This window comes from Kitasatospora sp. NPDC005748, assembly GCF_040630735.1.
Classification (GTDB): Bacteria; Actinomycetota; Actinomycetes; order Streptomycetales; family Streptomycetaceae; genus Kitasatospora.
Genome location: NZ_JBEXYD010000049.1, coordinates 16,963 through 39,442, shown reverse-complemented (window position 1 = coordinate 39,442; position 22,480 = coordinate 16,963). Strand labels below are relative to the sequence as shown.

Annotated in this window: 18 protein-coding genes; 9 read left to right on the top strand and 9 right to left on the bottom strand. The window is 74.3% G+C overall.

Features of this window, described 5'->3' with window-relative positions:
• Positions 1-52: 52 nt before the first annotated feature.
• Positions 53-634 carry a helix-turn-helix domain-containing protein gene (locus tag ABZ495_RS27825; protein WP_359808561.1) on the bottom strand — a complete coding sequence of 194 codons (582 nt, stop codon included), beginning with the start codon at positions 632-634 and terminating at the stop codon, positions 53-55.
• Between the two features lie 81 nt (positions 635-715).
• Here ABZ495_RS27825 and def point away from each other — a divergent pair, with 81 nt between their 5' ends.
• The 5 genes from def to ABZ495_RS27800 all read left to right on the top strand — a co-directional run bounded on the left by def (position 716) and on the right by ABZ495_RS27800 (position 4,601).
• Complete coding sequence (gene def / locus ABZ495_RS27820) at positions 716-1,378, top strand: peptide deformylase (RefSeq protein WP_359838665.1); 663 nt, start codon at positions 716-718, stop codon at positions 1,376-1,378.
• A 174-nt stretch (positions 1,379-1,552) separates the two neighbouring features.
• Positions 1,553-1,807 carry a hypothetical protein gene (locus ABZ495_RS27815; protein WP_359838691.1) on the top strand — a complete coding sequence of 85 codons (255 nt, stop codon included), beginning with the start codon at positions 1,553-1,555 and terminating at the stop codon, positions 1,805-1,807.
• Positions 1,788-2,324 (top strand): DUF6879 family protein, encoded by a 537-nt coding sequence (locus ABZ495_RS27810; RefSeq protein WP_359838663.1) that lies wholly within the window; start codon positions 1,788-1,790, stop codon positions 2,322-2,324. The genes ABZ495_RS27815 and ABZ495_RS27810 overlap by 20 nt, the downstream gene beginning before the upstream one ends.
• 19 nt (positions 2,325-2,343) lie before the next feature.
• Entirely contained in the window at positions 2,344-3,189 is an 846-nt protein-coding gene (locus ABZ495_RS27805) for a helix-turn-helix transcriptional regulator (protein WP_359838661.1), read from the top strand.
• Between the two features lie 281 nt (positions 3,190-3,470).
• Positions 3,471-4,601, top strand: coding sequence for a methyltransferase domain-containing protein (locus ABZ495_RS27800; protein WP_359838659.1), 1,131 nt, complete (start codon positions 3,471-3,473; stop codon positions 4,599-4,601).
• Between the two features lie 52 nt (positions 4,602-4,653).
• Here the strand turns inward: ABZ495_RS27800 and ABZ495_RS27795 are convergent, their stop codons facing one another.
• Positions 4,654-6,741, bottom strand: a complete 2,088-nt coding sequence (locus ABZ495_RS27795) for an ATP-dependent DNA helicase (protein WP_359838657.1) — start codon at positions 6,739-6,741, stop codon at positions 4,654-4,656.
• 771 nt (positions 6,742-7,512) lie between these two features.
• Between ABZ495_RS27795 and ABZ495_RS27790 the strand changes: the two genes are divergently transcribed.
• From ABZ495_RS27790 to ABZ495_RS27780, 3 genes are all read left to right on the top strand, one after another.
• Entirely contained in the window at positions 7,513-8,496 is a 984-nt protein-coding gene (locus ABZ495_RS27790; protein WP_359838655.1) for an aldo/keto reductase, read from the top strand.
• Between the two features lie 389 nt (positions 8,497-8,885).
• On the top strand, positions 8,886-9,749 hold the full coding sequence (locus ABZ495_RS27785; RefSeq protein WP_359838653.1) for a helix-turn-helix transcriptional regulator: 864 nt from the start codon (positions 8,886-8,888) through the stop codon (positions 9,747-9,749).
• A 270-nt stretch (positions 9,750-10,019) separates the two neighbouring features.
• The gene (locus tag ABZ495_RS27780; protein WP_359838651.1) at positions 10,020-11,423 is read left to right on the top strand and encodes an amidohydrolase family protein; all 1,404 of its coding nucleotides are present in this window, start codon (positions 10,020-10,022) and stop codon (positions 11,421-11,423) included.
• Positions 11,424-11,594: 171 nt separating this feature from the next.
• Here the strand turns inward: ABZ495_RS27780 and ABZ495_RS27775 are convergent, their stop codons facing one another.
• Positions 11,595-12,455, bottom strand: coding sequence for an NAD(+)/NADH kinase (locus tag ABZ495_RS27775; protein ID WP_359838649.1), 861 nt, complete (start codon positions 12,453-12,455; stop codon positions 11,595-11,597).
• Positions 12,456-12,618: 163 nt separating this feature from the next.
• Here ABZ495_RS27775 and ABZ495_RS27770 point away from each other — a divergent pair, with 163 nt between their 5' ends.
• Positions 12,619-13,491, top strand: coding sequence for a serine hydrolase (locus tag ABZ495_RS27770; RefSeq protein WP_359808549.1), 873 nt, complete (start codon positions 12,619-12,621; stop codon positions 13,489-13,491).
• 158 nt (positions 13,492-13,649) lie between these two features.
• On the opposite strand, the gene ABZ495_RS27765 is transcribed toward ABZ495_RS27770, so the two are convergent.
• From ABZ495_RS27765 to ABZ495_RS27740, 6 genes are all read right to left on the bottom strand, one after another.
• Positions 13,650-14,819, bottom strand: coding sequence for an acyl-CoA dehydrogenase family protein (locus tag ABZ495_RS27765; protein ID WP_359808548.1), 1,170 nt, complete (start codon positions 14,817-14,819; stop codon positions 13,650-13,652).
• 170 nt (positions 14,820-14,989) lie between these two features.
• Positions 14,990-15,304, bottom strand: a complete 315-nt coding sequence (locus tag ABZ495_RS27760) for a hypothetical protein (RefSeq protein ID WP_359838647.1) — start codon at positions 15,302-15,304, stop codon at positions 14,990-14,992.
• Between the two features lie 156 nt (positions 15,305-15,460).
• Positions 15,461-17,845 carry a protein kinase gene (locus tag ABZ495_RS27755; RefSeq protein ID WP_359838645.1) on the bottom strand — a complete coding sequence of 795 codons (2,385 nt, stop codon included), beginning with the start codon at positions 17,843-17,845 and terminating at the stop codon, positions 15,461-15,463.
• Between the two features lie 2 nt (positions 17,846-17,847).
• On the bottom strand, positions 17,848-20,097 hold the full coding sequence (locus tag ABZ495_RS27750; protein ID WP_359838643.1) for a PQQ-binding-like beta-propeller repeat protein: 2,250 nt from the start codon (positions 20,095-20,097) through the stop codon (positions 17,848-17,850).
• Positions 20,098-20,225: 128 nt separating this feature from the next.
• The gene (locus tag ABZ495_RS27745; protein ID WP_359838641.1) at positions 20,226-20,888 is read right to left on the bottom strand and encodes an SGNH/GDSL hydrolase family protein; all 663 of its coding nucleotides are present in this window, start codon (positions 20,886-20,888) and stop codon (positions 20,226-20,228) included.
• Positions 20,889-20,951: 63 nt separating this feature from the next.
• The gene (locus tag ABZ495_RS27740) at positions 20,952-22,451 is read right to left on the bottom strand and encodes an FAD-dependent oxidoreductase (RefSeq protein ID WP_359838639.1); all 1,500 of its coding nucleotides are present in this window, start codon (positions 22,449-22,451) and stop codon (positions 20,952-20,954) included.
• Positions 22,452-22,480: the final 29 nt, after the last annotated feature.

Here is a 22,480-nt window from a genome sequence, read left to right as displayed (position 1 = left end):
AGGTGCGTCCGGGGTCCGGCCAAGTATGCCGAGCCCGGCGGTTGCCGGCCGCTCAGCCCCGCCGGCCCTCGTCGCCCGGCTGATCGGGGAGCAGGGGGAACAGCCGGGTGATGAGGGCCACCGGCCGGGCGCCCTCGGGCCGGGCCAAGGGGCGCTGTTCGCGGTGCTGGTAGGGGGCGAGCGCCTGCCGGACCGCGGCCGCGACCCCGCTCATCTCCTCGGGCGTCAGGTAGGCGACGGCACTGAACGCCTCGTCGTGCCGCCATGCGGCGGGCGCCAGCTCGCGTTGGCCGAGCCATCGTCGCCAGCTCTCGTCCTCCAGCCCCCGGGCCAGGTCGCCGAATTCCTCCGCCGAGGGCGCATTGGCCTCCGGCGCCTCCTGCCGCAGACGCCAGGGCCGTGCGCGGCCCCCGGTGTGCGGCGCTTCCTCGATGAGTCCGTGCCGGGCGAGCTGCCTCAGGTGGAACGAGCAGAGCCCGGAGCTGTGCCCCAGTCGCGTCGCCGCCTCGGTCGCCGTGACGGTGCCGACTTCGGCGAGCAGCTCCAGCAGGGCCGTGCGGACCTCGTGTGCGGGCAGCCGGTCCTCGGCCCGCCGGGACCGACCGGGCGGGGTGTTGACGTCTTCTTCAGTCACTTTGCAAAGTCTGCTACTTTGCAAAGTGACTGGCAAGCGGTCCATCGCAGGGTGGGCCAGAGGGTGAGTGGGGGAGACAGCATGTCCGTTCGTCACGAGCGGCCCGGTCCCGTCGACCGGCGGGTCCGGGTCCAGGGCAGACCGGTGGACTCCTACCCGGCGCTGTCACCCGAGGCGGAACGCGGCTCGGTCCGCCGGGTCACGGAGGCGGGCGAGGAGATCCTGCACCGCCCGTGCCGGGAGGTCACCGAGTTCGGCACGCCCGAACTGTCGGCACTGATCGACGACATGTTCCTCACCATGCACGTGGCCGAAGGCGCCGGCCTGGCCGCCAACCAGGTCGACGTCGACCTGCGGCTCTTCGTCTACGACTGCCCGGACGACGACGGGATCCGGCACGTCGGCCACATCCTCAACCCGGTCCTGGAGCTGCCGGAGCCGGGCGACCGCCGACTGGTCGACGACATGGAGGGCTGCCTCTCCGTGCCCGGTGCCGCCATGGCCGTCCCCCGCACCGACCACGCCGTCGTGCGCGGGTTCGACCAGGACGGCAAACCGCTCGTCATCGAGGGGACCGGCTACTTCGCCCGGTGCCTGCAGCACGAGAGCGACCACCTCGACGGCCACACGTACCTGGACCGGCTGTCGAAGCGGGACCGCAAGGACGCACTCCGACAGACGGCGGACCGCCGCGAGACCGTCTTCGCCCAACGCGCCGCCAGGGCCGCCACCTTCGCCCGCTGAGGATCCGACGAACGCGGCTGGTGCCATACCGAGCCGGTCGCGCTCCGTCGCCCCTGTCACGCCAGGGGATCGCGGGAAGGGCGCACGTCTACGGCCGCGCGCCCTTGACGGGTCGTCATGTCTGCGAAACCGTGGCGCACGGCGTGGCAAGCGATCTGGTACTGGGAGGGCGTCGTGCACCTGGAGTTCGTCGGCATCGACCCGGAGACAGAGGACAAGGGGTCGCCCACCGTCTGGGTGGACAGGACATCGGACGAGATCGTGGTGCAGGGCTGGCGCGCCGACACCGCGCTGCTGGACGCCATCGGTGGGACCGAGTGGGTGCCCGGCCACGAGACCGGCATTCCGGATCCGGAGAACGTGGTCCGTATCCCGGCTCGCATGATCCCGATCCTGCGGAAGGCCTGCGATGACGCCGAGCGCCGATGACCTGACGTTCGACGCACTGCTCGACGGTGTCCGCCACAGCGCCGTCCACCTGGAGATGCGGGACTCCTACAACGTCGGCGGCGAGCGAGAGAAGATCACCGCGTGGAAGGCCGGCCACCGCCTCGATCCGGCGGACCGGGCCTCGTGGTGGCGACCGTGGCTGGACCGCATGGCGGAAACCACCGCCCGCGGCGTGGTGGTGCGCCGGGCCCGGATCGTCTCCGAGCCGGTCAGCGACTACACCCGCTGGTTGCACTCGGGGACGTTCACCAATCTCGCGGCCGGCGAGCAGGTCCGGTGGCTTCCCCGCCGTCTCGCCTCGCCCATCCCGCTGCCGGGCAACGACTTCTGGCTCTTCGACGACCGGGTGGCGCTGTTCAACCTGTTCGCCGGGGACGGGCAGTGGTCCGACCCGGATGAGCAGATCACCACCGATCCCGCCGTGGTGAAGCTCTGCGCCGACGCGTTCGAGGCCGTCTGGGACCGTGCGATCCCACACGACCAGTACGTCCTCTGACACCTCCGGCCGCCCGCGCATGTCCGTCTCGCCCTCCTCCGCAGCCCAGGCCGCCCGGCGGGCTGTCGCCGCGCGGCTGCGCGAGCTGATGCTGGACGCAGGCCTGAACGGGCAGCGGCTCGCCGCCCGTTGCGGCTGGCACGAGTCCAAGACCTCACGCATCCTGAACGGCCGCAAGGCTCCGTCCGAGGACGACATCAGGGCCTGGTGCGCGGCCTGTGGCGCGGGTGACCAGGTGCCAGACCTGATCGCGACCGCCCGCGCCGTGGACTCGATGTACCTGGAGTGGCGTCGCCGCCACCGTGGTGGCCTGGCCCGTACCCAGGAGCAGAGTCTCGGCCTCCACGAGAAGACCGCCCTGCTCCGGGTCTACGCGTCCAACGTCGTTCCCGGGTTCCTGCAGACTCCGGCCTACGCCACCGCGCTGCTGACCGGCATCACCCGCTTCAAGGGCTATACCGACGACATCAGCGACGCGGTGGCCGCCCGTGTCGCCCGCGGCCGGTTCCTGTACGGCGGCGGTCACCGCTTCGTCGTCGTGCTGGAGGAATCGGTCCTTCGCTACCGCATCGGCGACCGAATCGCGATGACGGGTCAACTGCGCCATCTCCTGGCGATGATGCCGCTGCCCTCGCTGAGCCTGGGGATCGTTCCCTTCGCCGCCGAGCGGGCGGTCTGGCCGCTGGAGGCGTTCTACCTGTTCGACACGGCCGGTTGTTCGGTGGAGACACTGACCGCTGAGATCAGCATCACCCAGCCACGCGAGCTGGCCGACTACGCGAAGGCCTTCGCCGAGCTGTCACGGATGGCCGTGCGCGGCGACGCGGCCCGGGTTCTGATCGAGCGTGCGATTCCGGCGGAATGACGGCCCGCAAGAACTCGCAAGTGCGTTGAGTGACCGATCCGTCACTCCGTACTGTCAAAGGTGCCGCTCCGTGAGAGGTGACCCGGGGGACCGCCGGTCCCCGGGACTGCGGAGCGGCGGCCATTCCCGTGTGGAGAGGAGCCGGTGATGGACACGGTCGAGAACACCGAAGGTGGGAACGGCAACGGTGGTGACAGGCACCCCGGAACCCCCTGGACGCCGCCACCCGATCCGCCGTCGCCCGACGGCACCACGCCCCCCGGCGACGGAGGGCACCGCAAGTGACGCTCGCGTCCGAGCAGGAGGACCGCTCCGTGCCGGGGCGGTCCTTCCCCGTCCCCGACGCGTGGGTGCCGGCCTTCGACGCCGCCCCGCGCTCACTCTTCCTGCCGGATCTGATCTGGGCGTACGACATGGCCGTCGGCACCGCCCAGCCCGTCGACCGGGTCGCCGACGGGCCCGCCTGGCTCGCGGCCGCTGCCGCAGACATCCCGGTCGTCACCCAGTGGGACGACGGCCGGCACACCGGACGGGAACCCGGCGCGGTGGCGACCAGTTCCGCGTCGATGCCCTCGCTGGTTGCCACCATGCTCGACGACCTCGAGGTCGAGCCCGGGATGCGAGTGCTGGAACAGGGCACCGGGACGGGCTGGAACGCCGCCCTGCTCGCCCACCGGCTCGGCGACGCGAACGTGGTCACCATCGAGATCGACCCGGAGGTGTCCGCACGGGCCCGCACCGCGCTGGAGCGCGCCGGCTACCGGCCGGGGACGGTGTGCGCCGACGGCCGTGGCGGCTGGCGGCCAAGCGCTCCCTACGACCGGATCATCGCCACGTACGGGCTCCGGCGGATTCCGTACGCCTGGATCGAGCAGACCCGGGTCGGCGGCCTCGTCCTGGCGCCGTTCGGTACGCACTACTCCAACGCCGACGCGCTAGTCCGCCTCACCGTCCACGACGACGGCACCGCGTCCGGCTTGTTCCTGCAGCCGGTCGAGTTCATGAAGATGCGCTCCCAGCGCCTGGCCCGGCCCGAACACCCGGCGGCCGGTGGCACCGTGGCGGAACACCACACCACCGTCGGGCTCCCTCCGCACGGGAAGTTCGCCCCTTTCCCGCTCGTCGCCGGGCTGCGCCTGCGCGACATGACGCACGCGGTCCAGCCGCACGAGGACGGCCACACCCTGTGGCTGTACTCCCTCACCACGCCGGCCTGGGCCGCCACGACCTTCCGTGACGGCGAGGAAGCCTACCAGGTCCGCCAGTGCGGTGGTCGTCGGCTGTGGGACGAGTTCGAGAGGACCCTGGCTTGGTGGCGGGAGGCCGGTGAACCGGGCGTCGACCGTCTCGGTCTCACCGTCACCCCACGCGGTTGGCACGCCTGGCTCGACGATCCCGGTCGGGTGGTCTGACGGCGGCGGTGGCGGGCCCCGGTCGTCGGGTGACGGCCGGGGCCGGGCCGTGTCAGCCGGTGGCCTTCGCGGCGAGGGTGCACAGGCGCTTGGTGGCGCGGGTGAGGGCGACGTACAGGTCGCGTTCGCCGCCGGGGCGGGCGGCGGTGATGCCGTCCGGGTCGAACACGACGGCGGTGTCGAACTCCAGCCCGCGCGCCTGTGAGGCCGGCACCAGCCGGGCGTGCCGTTCGACGCCCGCGGCCGCGAGCTGCGCCGTCCGGTCGTCGGCGCAGATCACCCCGATCAACTCGCCGGGGTGCGCGGCGCCTTGCTCGCGCAGCTCCCGCAGGAGGGCGGTGACGAGCGACGCGGGGGCCGCGGCGAGGGTGCGCGGCACCTCGCCGTGCCGGATCGAGCGGATCGGTGTGCGGTCCGGGGCGATCCGGGCGAGCAGGTCCTCGGTGACGGCGAGGATCTCCTGGGTGGTCCGGTAGCTGACGGTCAGGGTGCGCAGGTCGTAGCGCCGTCCGAGGTCCGGGCCGAGCGCCTCCTTCCAGTCCCGGGCCACCGTCGCCGGGCCCGCCTGGGCGAAGTCCCCGACCAGGGTCATCGACCGGCCCGGGCAGCGGCGCACGATCATCCGCCAATGCATGGCGGTGAGTTCCTGCGCCTCGTCGACGACGACGTGCCCGAACGTCTGCTCCGGCGGGCCGTCGACCAGGCCGGCCGCCTCGTCGAGGAGCGGCACGTCGCCGTCCGTCCAGGGCGCCTCCGGAGTGCGCCGCAGCAGGGCCAACTGGGCGTCCGTGAACCGCTGCAGGTGCCCGGCCGGATCGTCGACCTCCGCCAGCAGGGTGTGGACCACCTGGCCCGGCGTGAGCCGGGGCCACAGGTCTTCGACGGCCCGGTCGAGCGAGGCGTCGTCCAGCAGGTCGGCGCGGACGGCGTCGGCGTCGAACTCGTCGGCCCCGGTGGCCGGCGCGTCGTCGAGACCGAGGCGGCGCAGGTCCGCCGCGGCGGCCCGGTCGAGGTCGAGTCCGGTCAGCTCGGCGACCTGGGCGTCGATCTCCTCCAGTACCTCGGCGCCGCTGCGGGCCAGCTCGTCGACGAGGGCGTCGACCAGCAGCTCCTTGAACAGCCGGCGCGCCGGGTTGTGCGCGAGACCGTTGCTCCGCGCCGACTCCCGGGCCCGGACGACCTCCGCCTCCGGGAGCCGGATCCACTCCCGGCCGACCCGGACCTCGAAGTCGCCGCCCGGGGCCTGCCGGGACCGGACCACGGCGGCCAGCGCGTCGGCGAGTACGGAACTCCCCTTGAGGCGCGCCACCTCGAAGGGGTCCGCCGCGCCCGGTGCGACGCCCGCCAGTTCCTCGCACGTCGCCAGGACGACGTCGTTCTCGCCGAGCGAGGGCAGCACCTGGGAGATGTAGTCGAGGAACCGCGCGTTCGGCCCCAGCACGAGCACACCGCGCTCGGCCGCCCTCGGGAACGCGTACAGCACGTACGCGGCCCGGTGCAGCGCCACCACCGTCTTCCCGGTGCCCGGACCGCCCTGCACCACCGTCACCCCGCGGTGCGGCGACCGGACGATCGCGTCCTGCTCGACCTGGAGCGTGGCGACCGCCGCCCCCATCCGGCCGGTCCGCCTGGCCTGGAGCGCCGCCGCCAACGGACCGTCACCGACCACGTCCTGCTCGGTCGGTGCGGAGCCGTCGAGCAGTTCGTCGCTCACCCCCACCACCGTCCGGCCCGTCAGCCGCAGATGGCGCCGTCGCCGCAGCCCCATCGGGTGCACCGGCGTCGCCTCGTAGAACGGCCGTGCGGCCTCGGCCCGCCAGTCCACCAGTACCGGCAGCTCGTCGGAGTCCCGTTGCAGCCCCAGCCGCCCGATCCGCAGGACGGTCCCGTCCGCCAGGTCGATCCGGCCGAAGGCCAGCCCGTCCTCGGCCCCTTCCAACCGCCGTACCTCGCGCGCCAGTTGTTCGGCCGCCAAGTCCCTCTCGTACACCTCGCCCGCGCCGTCGGACGGCGCCGCGAGGACGCGCGCCAGCTGCTCCCGCACCCCGGCCAGCCGCTGGTCGAACAGGTCGCCCAGGGCGGAGACGTGCACCCGCTCAAGCTCCACCTCGCGGGCGGCAACCTCGTTGATCTGAGACAAGAAAGCCCTCTCGGCTCGATCCACCACTGTTTCGAGGCGCCACTATGCAGAGGGAATCCGGGAAAGTAAATATTGACCGAACCGGGTGGAATATGACCTCTGGTGCACACCCCCGGACCGACCTGCCGTTCCGAGGGAGGATGCCCTCGCCCCGTCGCCCGGTCGCGTGCTCGGCCGCGCCGGCCGGTCGAGGACTGCCGAGTGACTGCCAGTCCGACCAGGCGGTCGAGCCGGCGGTGACCTGCCGGATGTGCCGGATGCTGCCGCCGGTGAAGGGGGCGAAGACCTCCGGGCGGCCGTCGGCGTTCGGGGCGACGACCGGGGCTCCGGCGACACCGCCGGCGAGCGGCCGCAAGTTCGACCAGCTCCCGTCGTCACCGGCGGTGTACTGCCAGGTGTGCCAGAGCGGCCCGCTCGCGCCGTCGTGGACGAAGGTTTCCAAGTGGCCGTCCGCATGGCGCCGGCCCAGGAGAATTGGGCACGCGGCGCGGGTTTCTGACTGGGCATCGGGAGACCGGGAAGGCGACTGCCCAGGGCTCCGGCCGAGGCGCTCCCGGCCTCGCGCGCTCCCCGTGCCCGAGGGCGCGCCGGAGAGGCGTCCGAGGGCGTCACGGCCGGTGCGCGCGTAACGTACAGGTGTCAACTACCTGCCGCCGGCCCGCACCGGGCCGGCCGGTCACCGGTCACCGGTCACCGGTCACCGGTCACCGGTCACCGGTCACCGGTCACCGGTCACCGGTCACCGGTCACCGGTCACGTAAGGGGAAGATCATGGAAGACCGAGCACTGGGCAGCCAGGGCCTGACCGTAGGCGTACAGGGTCTCGGCTGCATGGGGATGAGCGCCTTCTACGGCGCCACCGACGAGGCCGAGTCCCTGGCGACCATCGACCGTGCGCTGGAGCTCGGCGTCACCCTGCTGGACACCGCCGAGAGCTACGGACCGTTCCGCAACGAGCAGCTGCTGGCCAAAGCGCTGCACGGGCGCCGGGCGGACGCGGTGGTGGCCACCAAGACCGGAGTGGAGCTCGCGGACGACGGTCGGGCGGCCGGGCTCAACGGCCACCCGGAGTACGTGCGGCGGGCGCTCGACCGGTCGCTGCGGCACCTGGGCACGGACTACGTCGACCTGTACTACCTGCACCGCATCGACCCCGGGGTGCCGATCGAGGAGACCGTCGGCGCGCTGGCCGAGCTGGTGGCCGCCGGCAAGATCCGCTACATCGGCGTCTGCGAGGCGTCCGCGCGGACCATCCGGCGTGCCCACGCCGTCCACCCGCTCACCGCCGTGCAGACCGAGTACTCGCTCTTCGAGCGCGGCATCGAGCACGACGGGGTGCGGGAGACGCTGCGGGAGCTGGGCATCGGTCTGGTCGCCTACTCCCCGCTGGGCCGCGGCTTCCTCTCCGGCGCGATCACCAGCCCCGACGACTTCGCCGCGGACGACTGGCGCCGGACGGATCCGCGCTTCCAGGGGAAGAACTTCGACCGCAACCTGGAGGTCGTGCGCGAGGTCCGCCGGATCGCCGCCGCCAAGGGCGTGACGCCCTCCCAGCTGGCGCTCGCCTGGGTCCGGCACCAGGGCGCCGTCGCCATCCCCGGCACCAAGCGCCGCAGCTACCTGGAGGAGAACGTCGCCGCGACCGAGGTGGCCCTCACCCCCGAGGACATCGCCGCGATCGAGGCGGTCGCACCCCACGGCGCGGTCACCGGCGACCGGTACCCGCCGGAGTACATGAAGACGCTCAACGGCTGACCGCCGGCCGACGGAGCCCGCGCTCCGCGGGTGTCAGCGCCACCAGGAGGGTGCGGCGGCCACCGCGGCGTCGACAGGTCCGCCTTGGTCACGGTGTCGTCGCCGAGCGGGCCGCGACGGCACCGGCGAAGCCGTGCGCCAGAAAGGCGGCGACGACGGGCCGGTTGGCGACCGGGACGTCCGGGACCAGGGGCGGGGTTGCCTGGGTGCGGCAGGGCCAGGCTCACCGGCCGCCGACAGGGTAGGAATGACCTCGTGCCGCCGGGCACCGCGGACCGCGGCCCGGCGATCCGATCCGCGTCGGATCGGCCCCGCGGGCGCGGTGCGGGACGCCCGGGCCTCCCGCGCCGCACCCACGGAGCCGGCCTCCTCCTCCACCGGGTCGGGTCATGAGCGACAGCAGCAGTTCCTTGGGCGAGTACCTCCGAGCACGGCGCGAAGCCCTCCGGCCGCAGGGCGTGGGCCTGCCGGAGCACGGCCGCCGTCGGGTCCCGGGGCTGCGCCGCGAGGAGGTCGCGAGGCTGGCGGGCGTGAGCGCCGACTACTACACGCGCCTGGAGCAGGGGCGCGAGACCAATCCCTCGCCCCAGGTCGTCGACGCCGTCGCGGCCGCCCTCCACCTCGACGGCGAGGCGCTCGACCACCTGCGCCGACTCGTCCGGGCACCCCAGGAACGCCGGGGCGCGCCCGCCGGGCACGAACGCGTCGGCCCCCAGCTGCGGCGACTGCTCGACAGCTGGCCCGACACGCCCGCCTTCGTCCTGGGGCCCGCCCTGGACGTCCTGGCGTACAACCGCCTCGCCGGCGCCCTGCACAGCGGGTTCCACAGGTTCGACAACCTGGCCGGGATGGCCTTCCTCGACCCCGCCGGCCGCTCCTTCTACCGGGACTGGGAGCGCTCCGCGCACTCCTGCGTCGCCGAACTCCGCGCCGCCCACGGACACCACCCCGACTCGCCGCGGATCGCCGAAGTCGTCGCCGCCCTGCGCGCGCGGAGCCCGGAGTTCGGCGAGCTGTGGGCCCGGCACGACGTGCGGGCCAAGACCCAGCAGTCGAAGCGGCTCGCGCACCCCGAGGTGGGCGCCCTGGAGATCGAGTTCTCCGCCTTCACCGTCAACGGCGCACCGCACCAGCAACTGGTCGTCTACCAGGCCGAACCCGCCGCTGCCGCCGCCCTGGCCGGACTCCGCGCCCGGGCCGGGCTCACCCCGACGACGCGGGCGGCACCCGCCCGGGCGCACAGCACCGGCTGACCCGGCGCCCCCTTCGCGCCACACCCCCGACCCCGCGCGTCCTCCCGCCACATCCCCGACCCGGCGCGTCCTCCCGCCACACCCGCAACCCGGCCCGCCTCCATCGAGGCGGGCCGGGTGTTCCGTATCCGTCGGCGCGGGTCGACACCGGCGCGCGTCGCGGCGGGTGGGTGCCCGGCACCCGGGGACGGCGCGGCCTGGTTCCGGCCACGGCGGAGCGGCAGGCTGGCTCCGCGGCAGTCGCCGCACCCACCGCCGGAAGGGAACCCCGTGCACGTCCCCCACACCCGCCCCACCGCCGAAGACGCCGCCCTCGCCCGGATCCGGAGCCTGCCCGCCGACCGGCGGCGGATCCTGTTCACCGGCGCCACCGTCGTCACCATGGACCCGGCGCTCGGCGTCCTCGACCGGGGCGACCTGCTCGTCGAGGGCGACACCGTCGCCGCCGTCGGGCCCGGCCTGAGCGCGGTCGACGCCGTCGTCGTCGACGCCACCGGCACGATCCTCTGCCCCGGCTTCGTCGACACCCACCGCCACGCCTGGGAGGCCCAGTTGCGCCGGATCATGCCGGACGTCGACGACCTGGGCGGCTACGTCACCGCGACCCTGGCCGGTTACGCCACCGTCTACCGGCCCGAGGACATGTACACCGGGACCAGGCTGGCCGCCCTGACCGCGATCGACAGCGGCATCACCACCATGCTCGACTTCTCCCACAACTCCCGTACCGGCGACCACTCCGACGCCGCCGTCCAGGCCCTCCTCGACACCGGCATCCGCGGCGTGCACGCCTCCATGGGCCCGCACTTCGGCACCTGGGACCAGCAGTGGCCCGGCGACCTCACCCGGCTCAGGGACCGCTACTTCGGCAGCGACGACCAACTGCTCACCCTGCGCCTGGCAGCCCTGGCCACCGAGGAGATCGCCGGCCCCGCGCTCGCCTACGGTCCCGAACTCGCCCGCTTCGCCGAGGACCTGGGCATCGGCGTGAGCGTGGACGCCGTCTTCGGCACGGCCTCCTCCGAGGCGGTGCTCCGCTGGGCGGAGCACGGCATCCTCGGCCCCGACGTCACTCTGATCCACGCCACCGGGCTCACCTCCGACGCCTGGAAGGCCATCGGGGAGACCGGCACCACCGTGGCACTCGCCCCCACCTCCGACGCCCAGATCGGCCTGGAGACCGCGATCCCCGCCGTGGACGAGGCCCTCGCCGCCGGCGTCCGCCCCGGCCTGAGCATCGACGTCGAAGTCGCCCTGGCCAGCGACATGTTCACCCAGATGCGGACCCTGCACGCCATCCAGCGAATGCGCGCCGTCAACGCCGCCCACGGCACCGACCGGCAGCCCTCCCGGATCACCACCCACGACGTGCTGGACTTCGCCACCCTCCAGGGCGCCCGCACCAACGGCCTCGCCGCCGTCACCGGCTCCCTCACCCCCGGCAAGAAGGCCGACCTGCTGGTGGTCCGGGCCGAGGACCTCAACAACATGCCGCTCAACGACCCGATCGGCACGCTCGTCCTCGGCTCCGACGCCCGCAACATCGCCGCGGTCCTGATCGACGGTGAGCCCCGCAAGTGGAACGGACACGTCCTCGACGTCGACCTGACCGCCCTGCGCGCCGACGTCCACGCCTCCCGCGCCCACGTGCTGAGCGCCCCGCCCACGTCCTGAGCGCCCCTGAGGCCCGGGGGCGGGACCACACCGCCGGTGACGTGGCCGGGGCCGGTCCCTCACCGGCCGCCGACGAGCGGCTCGGGCGACGACGACCGCCTCCGGCCGACCCGAGCGGCGCACCGGCCGGGCACCGTCGGGAGTCGGCCCTTCCTCGGGAGAGGGCCTTCCTCAGGCGGGTTCCGCCGAGCCGGTGAGCCGGAGCTTGCGCTGGGCGCGCTGGTAGAAGGTGGTGCGGCCGAGCCGGACGACCCGCGAGGCGGCGGGGAGCATCGTCACCTCGACGACGTCGCCCGGCCGGACGCGGCCGACCAGCAGGCCGTCGGCCTCGATGGCGAGGTCCCCGCTGTGCGGCAGGACCTCCAGGGCGAGCCGCTCCCCGCCGGAGAGGAACACGGACCGGTTGAACGCCGCGTGCGGGGCCACCGGCGTCACCAGCAGGCCCTCGGCGTTGGGGGAGACGATCGGCCCGCCGGCGGAGAAGCTGTACGCCGTGGAGCCGGTCGGCGTGGCCACGACGACGGCGTCGGCGGTGTACGACACGAAGGGCTGCCCCTGGACCCGGACCGCCACGGCCGCCGACCTGTGCCCGGGGCTGCGCAGCAGCACCACGTCGTTGAGCGCCGTCTCCCGGGAGTCACCGAACGTGGCCTGGACACCGGAGCGGGACTCCACGGTGAACCGCAGATCGTCGATCGCGTCGAGGGCATCCGGCAGCTCCGGGATGTCAACCTCGGCGAGGAAGCCCAGCCGCCCGACGTTGACGCCCAGCACCGGGACCCGGCCCCCGGCGACCAGCCGCATCGCGCGCAGCATCGTGCCGTCCCCGCCCAGGCTGATCAGCAGATCGGCGGTGGCGGCCATCTCCTCGGCCCCGACCGCCACGGCGTCGCACCCGATCCGGGCCACCTCCGCCGTCAGTCCGAGGACCTTGGCGTCCCGCGCCCGGCTCCAGCGGACCACGGTGGCCACGGTGGGTGCGCTGGTCCGTTCGGGGTGGAGCACCAGCCCCACCGTGCCGATGAATCCCATCCCGGACCTCCTCGATCCCGATCGGTCCGCCTCGCTCCTCCCAGCATCCACCCGGGCCGGGGGCGACGTCACCGGGACCCTGGCCGGCGCCCCCGGCACGCCGCCCCGGGCGGCCACGGTGCGTCATCGGCCGGGCGCCCGTCCCGTCCGCGATGATCGGGCGATGACCCTTCCGCTCCCCGCCGGCAGCCGCACCACGACCAGGCTGATCACCGCCGCGACCCTGCTGTTCGTGGCCTCGGAACCCGCACCGGCCGTCACCGGCCCCGCAGGCCCGGAGTCCGGCCGCTGCTCCTCGGTGGCCCACTCCCGGCCCGCCGAGGAGCTGACCCGCGCGATCACCCGCGTGGTGTCGGAGCGTCACAGCACCGTCGCCGTCGCGGTCGAGGACCCGGGCACCGGACTGTCCTGCGCGGTCCGGGCCCGGGAGCGGTTCGACTCGGCCAGTGTCATCAAGGTGACGATCATGGGTGCGGTGCTGCGCCGCGCCCAGGACGAACGGCGCGCGCTGACGCCGTTCGAGGAGGACAACCTGCGGCCGATGATCGTCCAGTCGGACAACGACGCGGCCACCGCCCTCTGGCGGGACCTGGGGCGGGCGCGGCTGGCAGAGTTCCTGCGCCTCTCCGGCATGGCGGACACCGTCCTCGCGGAGGGCGACCGGTGGGGGCGCACCCAGATCACCGCCGGTGACGAGATGAAGCAGCTCGCCGTCTTCGCCGCACCGGGCCCGGTGCTCACCCCGGAGCACCGCGCGTTCGGCCTGGACCTGATGAACCAGGTCGAGGAGGACCAGGCCTGGGGCGCCCCGCTCGGCGCCCCCGACGGCACCACCGTCCACGTGAAGAACGGCTGGGCGCCGCGGGAGCGCCACGCCTGGCACGTGCACAGCCTCGGGATCTTCACCGACCCGGGCGAGCCGTACCGCATCGCGATCCTCACCCGGGACAACCCCAGCGAGGAGTACGGGATCGACACCGTCCAGGCGGTCGCGCGGGTCGTCCACGCCGCCCGGGTGGCGGCGGCGAGCCGGTGACCGACCGCCGCCGCCACCCGGGCTCCCCGGCCGGATCCGGCTCCGGCTCCGGCACGCGGTGCTCAGGAGCGGAGGTTGGCCGCGACGGCGTCCCGGACGGGTGTGGACCCCGCGTTGAGTTCGAGGATCCGGCGGCGCCCGGGGGTCCTGGGCGGGCGTCAGACGAAGGCGCCGATGCCCGTCGCGGCGCGGCCGACGATCAGGGTGTTGATCTCCCGGGTGCCCTCGTAGGAGTACAGCGCCTCGGCGTCGGCGACGAAGCGGGCGATGCTGTAGTCCAGCACGATGCCGTTGCCTGCCAGCAGCTCGCGGCCCCAGCCGACGGTCTCCCGCATCCGGCTGGTGCAGTACGCCTTGGCCAGCGCGGAGTGCTCGTCCCGGAACGTGCCGGCGTCCTCCAGCTGCGCCAGCCGCACCACCATGCCCAGGCAGGCGGTGGCGTTGCCGAGCATCCGCACCAGCAGGTCCTGGACGAGCTGGAAGCGGGCGATCGGGCCGCCGAACTGCTCGCGCTCACGGGTGTAGTCCAGGGCGATCCGGTAGGCGCCCAGCATCACCCCGACCGCCTCCCAGGCCACCCCGCTCCGGGTGTGCCGCAGCACGTCGGCGGTGTCGCGGAAGCCCTCCGCCCGCTGCAGCCGGTCCGCTTCGGGGACCAGGCAGTCGGTGAGCACCACGTCCGCGTTCTCCACGGTGCGCAGGGCCATCTTGTTCTCGATCCTGGTGGCGGTGAAGCCGGGGTTGTCACCGTGCACCACGAAGCCCAGGACGTGGCCGCTCTCCTCGTCCTTGGCCCAGACGACCACCAGGTCCGCGAAGGTCGCGTTGCCGATCCAGCGCTTGGCGCCGTTGAGCACCCAGGTGTCGCCCTCGCGCCGGGCGGTGGTGCGCAGCCCGGCGGCGACGTCGGAGCCGCCCTGCGGCTCGGTCAGCGCGAAGGCGCCGATCTGCTCCATCCGGGTCATCGCCGGGAGCCAGCGCTCGCGCTGCTCCGGCGAGCCGCAACGGGCGATGCTGCCCATCGCCAGCCCGGCGTGGACCCCGTAGAAGGTCGACAGGGAGGCGTCCACCCTGGCCATCTCCAGGGCGATGAAGCCGTTCAGCAGGCTGCTGGCGGGATTCTCCCGGTAGGCGAGGCCGCAGATGCCCAGCTCGGCGTAGCGGGGGATCAGGTGGTGCGGGAACGCGGCCCGGCCCCACCACTCGTTGGCGTGCGGGGCGACCTCTCGCCGCAGGAAGTCACGGACCCGCCGCAGCACCTCGGCCTCCTCGGGGACCAGCAGGTCCTCGAACCGGTACAGGTCCTCGACCAGTACGTCGTCGGTCATGGGTGTGCTCCTCGGCTCGGTGACGACAGGGGCGGCGACATCGGTGCCGCCACCATGCCCCGCCTACCCCTTGATCGCCCTCCAAACGCAGCCCGGCGGACGGGCGACCGGGTACGGCACCGGCCCGGCCGCGGTCGAGGTGCGGGAGGCGCGGATGCCGGCGGGCCGCCTCACGGCTCCTGGGCGCGGCCCGCGGCGGCGGCCCAGGCGAGGCCGATCACCACGGCGAGCACCATCAGCACCGCGCCGAGCCCGATGGACGTCCAGCCGCCGCTGGTCAGGCTGTTCAACTGCTCCTGGTAGGTGGCGTCGCGGGGCTCGGGCATGCCTTCGGAGAACGAGCCGGTGACCTTGGGGTGGCAGACGTCGCCCGGCACCATCGGTTTGCCGTAGCAGGTGGGTACGGCGGTGTTCAGCTTGCTGACGCCGGACAGGATCAGGCCCGCCCCGCCGGCGAGTACGAGCAGCAGGATGACGAATGCCATGACCGGTGCGGACCCCCGTCCCGGCGCTGCCGCCGAACCGGCGCGCCCTCGTTCGCTTCGACGCGGCACCCGGCCCGGCCGGTTCCGCTGCCCGGCGGGTTCCTCGCCCCGACCGGGTTCCCCGCCTCGCCCGGCTCCCGGCCGGGGCGGCCGGGTTCAGCCGTGGGCCGCCTTGCCGTCGGCGGCGATCGCCGCCAGTCCCTTGTCGGTCGGGCCGTAGATCCGCCCGCCGCCCGCCCAGTACGGCACGGGGGTCGTCGAACCTCCGTTGGGGTGGAATCCGAAGGTCCAGCGGGGTGCGCCGGTGGCCGGGTCCAGGGCCCAGACCTTGCCGTGGACCCAGATGTAGACGGTGCCGTCCGCGTAGTGCGCCGCCATGTCGAGGAGCGGCGCGCTCGGCAGCGAGCCCGACCAGTGGACGGCGCCGGTCCGGGCGTCGAAGGACTGGACGACCACCACTCCCTTCGCGTAGTGCGATCCCACGGCGAAGACGGTGGTGCCGTCGGGGCTCGCCACGGCGCTCCGGAAGTTCCACTCCCCGGCCGACTGCCACACCACCTTGCCGTCCGCCGGGTCGACCGCGTACAGCCGGTCGGCGAGGTGGAGGAAGTAGCCGCCGGCCGAGGTGTGCGGGCCGTCGGCGAAGTAGGGCAGCCCGGGCACGAGGGCGCCACTGCCGGGGGCCAGCTGCTCCCAGAGGCTCTTTCCGCCGTTGCCGGTGTCGAGCGCCTCCAGCTTCCCGGTCCTCCGGTAGGTGGTGAGGTCCATCGCGTAGGTCTCGAACAGCAGGCGGGTCCCGGCGGACGGGACGGAGAGCCTGGAGTTCTCCAGGACGTCGTGCGGGCGCACCAGTTGCCACCGGAGCCGGCCCGTGGCCGGCTCCACCGCCCAGACGAAGGCCGCCGCGTAGGTGACCGGGGCGGTCGGGTCGGCCAGGTGGAAGGTGCCCTTCGCCTCCCCGGCGACGTAGACGAGGCCGTCGAGGAGGCCGACCACCGAGGCGGACGGCGAGACGTGCAGGTCGGGCGGGGAGAGGGTCCAGGCGGCGGCGCCGGTCGCGAGGTCGATGGCCTTGAGGGCGTACGTCAGGTTGCCGGGGCCGCCATAGCCCATCAGGTAGGCCATGGTGGCGTCGACGGCCACCGGGCGGTCGCCGAGGCCGGCGCCGGACGGCGAGGTGTAGTTGGTCAACGGCCCCCAGCGGGTCTGCCCGGCGCGGTCGACCGCCCACACGCCCGTCATCCCGGCGGCCACGACGGTGTCGCCGCTCCCGGTCAGCGCGATCACCGGTTCGACCAGCGGAACCGTCCAGAGCGGGGTCGCCACCACGTCCGTGTCCAGCGAGCGCGAGGAGTCGGTCGGGTCGGCGGCCGGCGCCGTCGCCGGCGGGCCACCGGCTCCGGGGGTCTTCGGCTCCTCGGGCGCGCCGCCGCCGGTGAGGAACACCGTGCCGCCGCCGGCCGCGGCCACCACGACCCCGCCGGCCAGGCCGAGCAGCAGTTTGCGTCGACCGGGCCGGGGCCGGACGTCGACCGGTCCGAGCCGCACCGTCTGCCGCGCGGTCGGCGGCGAGTCCGGGCCCGCCGCCGGCTGCCCGGGCGGCAGCGGCGGCAGGGGCGGCAGGGGAGACAGCCCGGACGGCGGCAGGGCCGCCGCGGCGGACGACGGGGCCATCACGGCCGCCGCCTCCTCGATCGCCGCGACCAGCGCGGGGTGCAGCCACGTCCCCGGGGTCAGCGGTCCCGCGCCCTGGGAGGCGGCGAGCTGCTGCGGCGTCGGCCGGTCGCCCGGGGCCTTGGCCAGGCAGGCGGCGACCAGCAACCGAACTCCGGCGGGCACCGCCGCGAGGTCCGGCTCCTCGTGCACCACCTGGTACAGGACCTGCAGCGGATGCCCGCCGCCGAACGGCGCGGTCCCGCCGGTACCGGCGTAGGCCAGCGTCGAGCCGAGCGAGAACACGTCGCTCGGCGGGCCCGCCCGTTCGCCGCTCGCCTGTTCCGGCGACATGAAGGCGGCCGAGCCGAGGACGGTGCCCTCGGCGGTCAGTGCGGTGCCGTCGGCCGCCCGGGCGATGCCGAAGTCGATGACGTGCGGCCCGTCCAGCGCCAGCAGCACGTTGCTCGGCTTGAGGTCCCGGTGGGTCAGCCCGGCGGCGTGGATGTTCCTCAGTTCCTCGGCGATCCCGGCCGCCAGGATGCGCAGCACGTGCTCGGGGAACGCGCCGACCAGCCGGACCGCCTCGTCCAGCGCGATCCCGGGCACGAAGGCGGTCGCCATCCAGGGCACGGGCGCGTCGGTGTCGGCGTCCACGACCGGGGCGGTGAACGCGGAGGAGGCCGCCCGGGCCGCGTTCACCTCGGCCCGGAAGCGGGCGCGGAACCCCGGGTCGGCGGCCAGTTCGGGCCGGACCACCTTGACCGCGACGGTCCGGCCGCCCGCCGACCGGCCGAGGTAGACCACCCCCATGCCCCCGGCGCCCAGCCTGCCGAGCAGGGCGTACGGGCCGATCCGGGCGGGGTCGGCGGGTTCCAGCCGGCGCATGCTCAGGCCCCTTTCGCGGGCAGCGAGGTGATCGTCCGGGTCGTCGTGTCGGAGACGCAGAGCCGTCCGGCGCCGGCGCTCCAGGCCAGCTTCGTGGCGTCCCGGCCCTTGAGCCCGGAGTACTTCCAGCGGGCCTTGCCGTCGGCCGGGTCGAGCGCCCACAGCACGGCGTCGGCGCCCATCCGGTAGAGGTTGCCGTCGGCGCGGAGCAGGCGGGCCCCGAGGAAGGGGGCGTCGGGGGAGTCGGGCGGCAGCGGGGTCCGCCAGCCGGGGCGGCCGTTCGCCGGGTCCACGGTGCCGATCGAGCAACCGCCGTCCCCGTCCCGCCAGAGGAGGTAGAGCAGGCGGCCGTCCTCGCTGGTGGCGAAGCCGTCACCGAGCTTCGAGGCGCCGACGACGCCGCTCGCCGTCCACGCCGGGCCGCCGGTGTCCGGGTCCAGGGCGGTCAGCGTGCCGTCCTTGTCCGGGGCGAGCACGTACCTCCCGGCGGTTCCGAGGCCGAACGCGGCGAGCCTGCGTTCCCAGACGGTCCCGCCCTTCGCGTCCAGGGCCTTCAGCTGGTCGAGGTCGGAGACCACGATCCGGTCGTCCGTCGGCACCGTCGACTGGAGCAGCATGGTGTCCTCGCCGTGGAACCAGAGGCTCTGCCGGGTGGCGAGGTCCACCGCCCAGACGTGGGTGCCGGCCGGGACCAGGTCACCGTGGTCGTTGCCGTCGCCGAAGCCGAGCCAGTAGGCCTTGCCGGCGCGGATCCCGGCGAAGGAGAGGACGCCCGCCGCGTTCTTCCGGCCCTGCGGCAGCCGCCAGTCGAGTCTGCCCTCGGCCAGGGTGAACGCCAGGAGCTCGGGCGCCGTGGGTGACCCTCCGAAGGCGTAGAGCCGGTCGCCGTCGAGCCCGGCGACGGACCGCGGGGTGGTCGGGTCGATCGCGAAGGCGCCGCCCACGGTGGCGCCGTCCACCGTCCACTTGGTGCGGCCGGTGTCGTCCACTCCCCAGATGTTGAGGATGGAGACGCCGACCACCACGCCGTCCGCGGAGAGCACCTGGGGACAGGGGTTCGGCTGGGTAGCCTGCCAGCTCGGCCCGATCTCGGGCACGTCGGCGCCCGAGGGGCGGACGGGGGCGGACGGCGTGCTGCCGCCTGTGCTGCCGGCCGTGGCGCCGCGGCCGCCCCGGTCGTTCAGCAGCGCGATCGTGGTGGCGGTCCCCGCCGCCGCGAGCACGCCGCCGCCGACGCCGAACAGCACCGTCCGGCGGCTCGGGCGGCGGGCGGGCACCGCGTCCTCGGGCGGCCGGGCCCCGGGGCCGGGGTCGGCGGGCAGCGGAGTCGTCGCGGGGGGAGCGCCGGGCGGGCCCGGGTCCGGGAGGGGCAGGGCGGTCAGCACACCGCGTGCGGTGATCACGTCCGTCGCGACGGCCGGCGGGAGCCAGCCGTCCGCCGGGTCCGGGCGGCCGATCCGCTCCACCAGTTCGACCAGTTGGCGCGGTGTCGGGCGGTGGTTCGGGTTCTTGGCGAGGCACCCGGCGACCAGGTGCCGGATCCCGTCCGGCAGGCCGCTCAGGTCCGGGTCGGTGTTCACCACCCGGAACAGCACCGCCGCCCCGGCGCCGTCGCCGAACAGCCGGGTGCCGAGCGCGGCGTAGGCGACCGTCGAGCCCAGCGCGAACACGTCGCTCGCCGGGGTGAGCGGCTCGCCCAGCGCCTGTTCCGGCGACATGTACGGCGCCGACCCGATGACCGCGCCGGTCGTGGTCAGCCCGGTGCCGTCGGCCGCCCGGGAGATCCCGAAGTCGATGACGTGCGGCCCGTCCAGTGCCAGCAGCACGTTGCCGGGCTTCAGGTCACGGTGGATCAGCCCGGCCCGGTGCACCTCGGTCAGCGCCTCCGCCAGCCCGGCGGCCAGCGTCCGCACGGTCACCCCGGGCAGCGGGCCGTGCCGGGCCACCGCGTCCTGGAGCGGGACGCCGACCACGAACGCGGTCGCCATCCAGGGCGTGGCGGCCTCGGTGTCGGCGTCCACCACCGGGGCGGTGAACGCCCCGGAGACCTGCCGGGCCGCCGCGACCTCCTGCCGGAAGCGCGCCCGGAAGGACCCGTCCCCGGCCAGCTCCGGCCGCACCACCTTGACCGCGACGGTCCGCCCGCCGGCCGACCGCCCCAGATACACCGCGCCCATGCCGCCGGCCCCGAGCCGCCCCATCAGCGTGTACGGCCCGGCCTGACGTGGGTCCCCGGCCCCGAGTCGCTCCAACGTGTCCCCCTCCCGTGAGCCCTCACAGGCTAGGGGGAACGGTGGGGTCATGACAGGCGATCACCGGTTTCCCGCAGGAACCCGGTCCGGCTGGCTGCTCACGGGAAACCGGCGATCGCCGGCGGAGGTCAGGCGACCAGGCGCAGCCAGGCCGCCGCGAGCGCGGCGTGGGCGGGCGGTGTCGGGTGCACGCCGTCCTCGGACCAGTGCTCCGGTCCAGCCGTCGCGCAGAGTTCGGCGAACATGCCGTCGGCCGCGAGCAGGTGCGCGCCGTAGGTGCGGGCGAGCTCGCGCACGACCTGGATCTTCGGGTCCAGATCGGCCCGCCACTGCTTCCGGATCCCGGCGTCGACCAGGGCGTCGCCCGCCTCGACGGTGGCGCAGATCGGCAGGAGGAACGGTTCGACGAGGATCAGCTCGGTGCCGGCCGCGGCGAGCGGAGCGAGCAGGCGGTCGTAGCCGGCCGCGAAGTCCTCCACGGGGACCACGTGCCCCTCCGGGGCGATCGTGTGCCAGCCGACGTCGTTGATGCCGACGAGGACCGACACCACGTCCGGGCGCGCGTCGAGCACGTCCGCCTGCCAACGGGCTTCGAGGTCCCGCACCTTGTCGCCCGGGACCGCGGAGTTCAGCCAGGTCACGGCCCGCTCGGGGTGCCGCAGCCCCCACTCGCCCGCGATCCGCAGCGGGTAGCCGGAGCCGAGGCCGTGCTCGGTCGCCGCCCGCCCGCAGTCGGTGATCGAATCGCCGGTGAACATCACCGTGCTCCCGGGGCGGAGGTTGATCGTCATGGGCGTGCTCCTGGAAGTCGGTCGAGCAGGGGAGAGGAGAGGAGGGGAGGAGCCGGGACCGCGTCAGGACGCCGGAGCGCCGAACCACCGGTCGGCGGCGGAGGCGAGCGACTTGCGGTCGGGGTCGTGGCCGTCCGCCCAGGCGACGGTGCCGTCGGGCCGGACGAGTACGGCGCCGAACCCGAGGTCGTTCGCGGCCGGCCCGGCCGCGTACCGGATCCGGCTCTCCCGGTCCCCGGCCACCTCGCGCAGGTGCCGGTCGGCCGTGAAGTCGAGCAGGACGCCCCGGCCGTCCCGCAGCAGCTCGCCGAGGCGGGTGCCGTCCCCGAGGAGGAAGTCCGGGGCGCTGCGCCCGACCAGCGGGTTCTCGTCGCCGAGGTCGTAGCGGACCGAGGCGCCCGATATCCGCTCGAACACGAAGGTCGCTCCGTCACGGGTGCCGATCAGCTCGCGCACCACCGCCTGGATCGCCCGCCCGTGCGGGTCCGGCCGCATGGCCGCCACCTGGGCGCGCGTCCAGTCGAGCACCGCGGCGCCGACCGGGTGGCGCTCCCGGGTGTAGCTGTCGAGGAGTCCGTCCGGCGCGTGCCCGTGCACGGTCGCCGCGAGCTTCCAGCCCAGGTTCACGGCGTCGCCGATGCCGGTGTTGAGCCCCTGGCCGCCCAGCGGGGAGTGGATGTGCGCGGCGTCGCCCGCGAGCAGGACGCGCCCCTGCCGGTAGGTCGTCGTCTGCATCGCCCGGTCGGTGAAGGTCGACACCAGGTCGACCTCGCCCAGCGTCACGTCCGTCCCGGAGACCCGGCGCAGCACCGACTGGAGGTGCGCGCGGGTGGGCGGCTGCGAGCGGTCGAACGCGCCGCCGTCGAAGTCCATCATGGCGAGGTGGCCCTTGCCGGGCATCCGGACGTACAGGCCCGTCGGCGTGAGGTTGAAGCCGAAAGCCAGCTCGTCGGGATCGGCCAGGGTGGCGCGCATCGAGTAGCCGGTGAGCTGCGGCCCGGTGCCGACGAAGTCGAAGCCCGTGAGCCGGCGCACGGCGCTGCGTCCGCCGTCGCAGCCGACCAGCCAGCGCGCCGGGTACGCGTCCTCGCCCGCCCGGGCCACCACGCCCTCGTCGTCCTGGGTGACCGCCGAGACCGTGACGCCGCGCCTGATCTCCACGCCGAGTGCGGTTGCCCGCTCGGACAGCAGCCCCTCGACCACGTGGAGGGACGCCATCATGCTCTCCGTGGCCGAGCCGGGAAGCCGGAACGGCAGGGCGGCGACGTCGATCCTGGCCGGGTCGAGCATCATTCCGCCGAAGTGGCCGCCCAGGCGCGGCCGGGCCGACCCGGGAGCGTCATCGAGACCGGCGGCCTTCCGCAGCCGGTCCAGCAGCCCCCGGCGGTGGAACGCCTCGGCCGACGCGGTGTTGAGGCCCCGGCTCCCGAGCGGCGCCGCCCGCCAGGGGGAGCCGGGCTCGGCCTCCCGTTCGAGAACCAGGACCGAACAGCCCGCGAGGCCGAGCTCACAGGCGAGGAACAGACCGACCGGGCCGGCGCCCACGATTACCACGTCATGCACGGGAACTCCCCTCCGAAGCCTGAACCCTT

What these genes read in the sequence shown, in the direction of transcription:
- ABZ495_RS27765 (WP_359808548.1), bottom strand. Translation starts at nt 14,819, where the DNA reads ATGACCGACGACGTACTGGTCGAGGACCTGTACCGGTTCGAGGACCTG.
- ABZ495_RS27805 (WP_359838661.1), top strand. Translation starts at nt 2,344, where the DNA reads ATGTCCGTCTCGCCCTCCTCCGCAGCCCAGGCCGCCCGGCGGGCTGTC.
- ABZ495_RS27790 (WP_359838655.1), top strand. Translation starts at nt 7,513, where the DNA reads ATGGAAGACCGAGCACTGGGCAGCCAGGGCCTGACCGTAGGCGTACAG.
- ABZ495_RS27785 (WP_359838653.1), top strand. Translation starts at nt 8,886, where the DNA reads ATGAGCGACAGCAGCAGTTCCTTGGGCGAGTACCTCCGAGCACGGCGC.
- ABZ495_RS27770 (WP_359808549.1), top strand. Translation starts at nt 12,619, where the DNA reads ATGACCCTTCCGCTCCCCGCCGGCAGCCGCACCACGACCAGGCTGATC.
- ABZ495_RS27745 (WP_359838641.1), bottom strand. Translation starts at nt 20,888, where the DNA reads ATGACGATCAACCTCCGCCCCGGGAGCACGGTGATGTTCACCGGCGAT.
- ABZ495_RS27775 (WP_359838649.1), bottom strand. Translation starts at nt 12,455, where the DNA reads ATGGGATTCATCGGCACGGTGGGGCTGGTGCTCCACCCCGAACGGACC.
- ABZ495_RS27755 (WP_359838645.1), bottom strand. Translation starts at nt 17,845, where the DNA reads ATGCGCCGGCTGGAACCCGCCGACCCCGCCCGGATCGGCCCGTACGCC.
- def (WP_359838665.1), top strand. Translation starts at nt 716, where the DNA reads ATGTCCGTTCGTCACGAGCGGCCCGGTCCCGTCGACCGGCGGGTCCGG.
- ABZ495_RS27760 (WP_359838647.1), bottom strand. Translation starts at nt 15,304, where the DNA reads ATGGCATTCGTCATCCTGCTGCTCGTACTCGCCGGCGGGGCGGGCCTG.
- ABZ495_RS27810 (WP_359838663.1), top strand. Translation starts at nt 1,788, where the DNA reads ATGACGCCGAGCGCCGATGACCTGACGTTCGACGCACTGCTCGACGGT.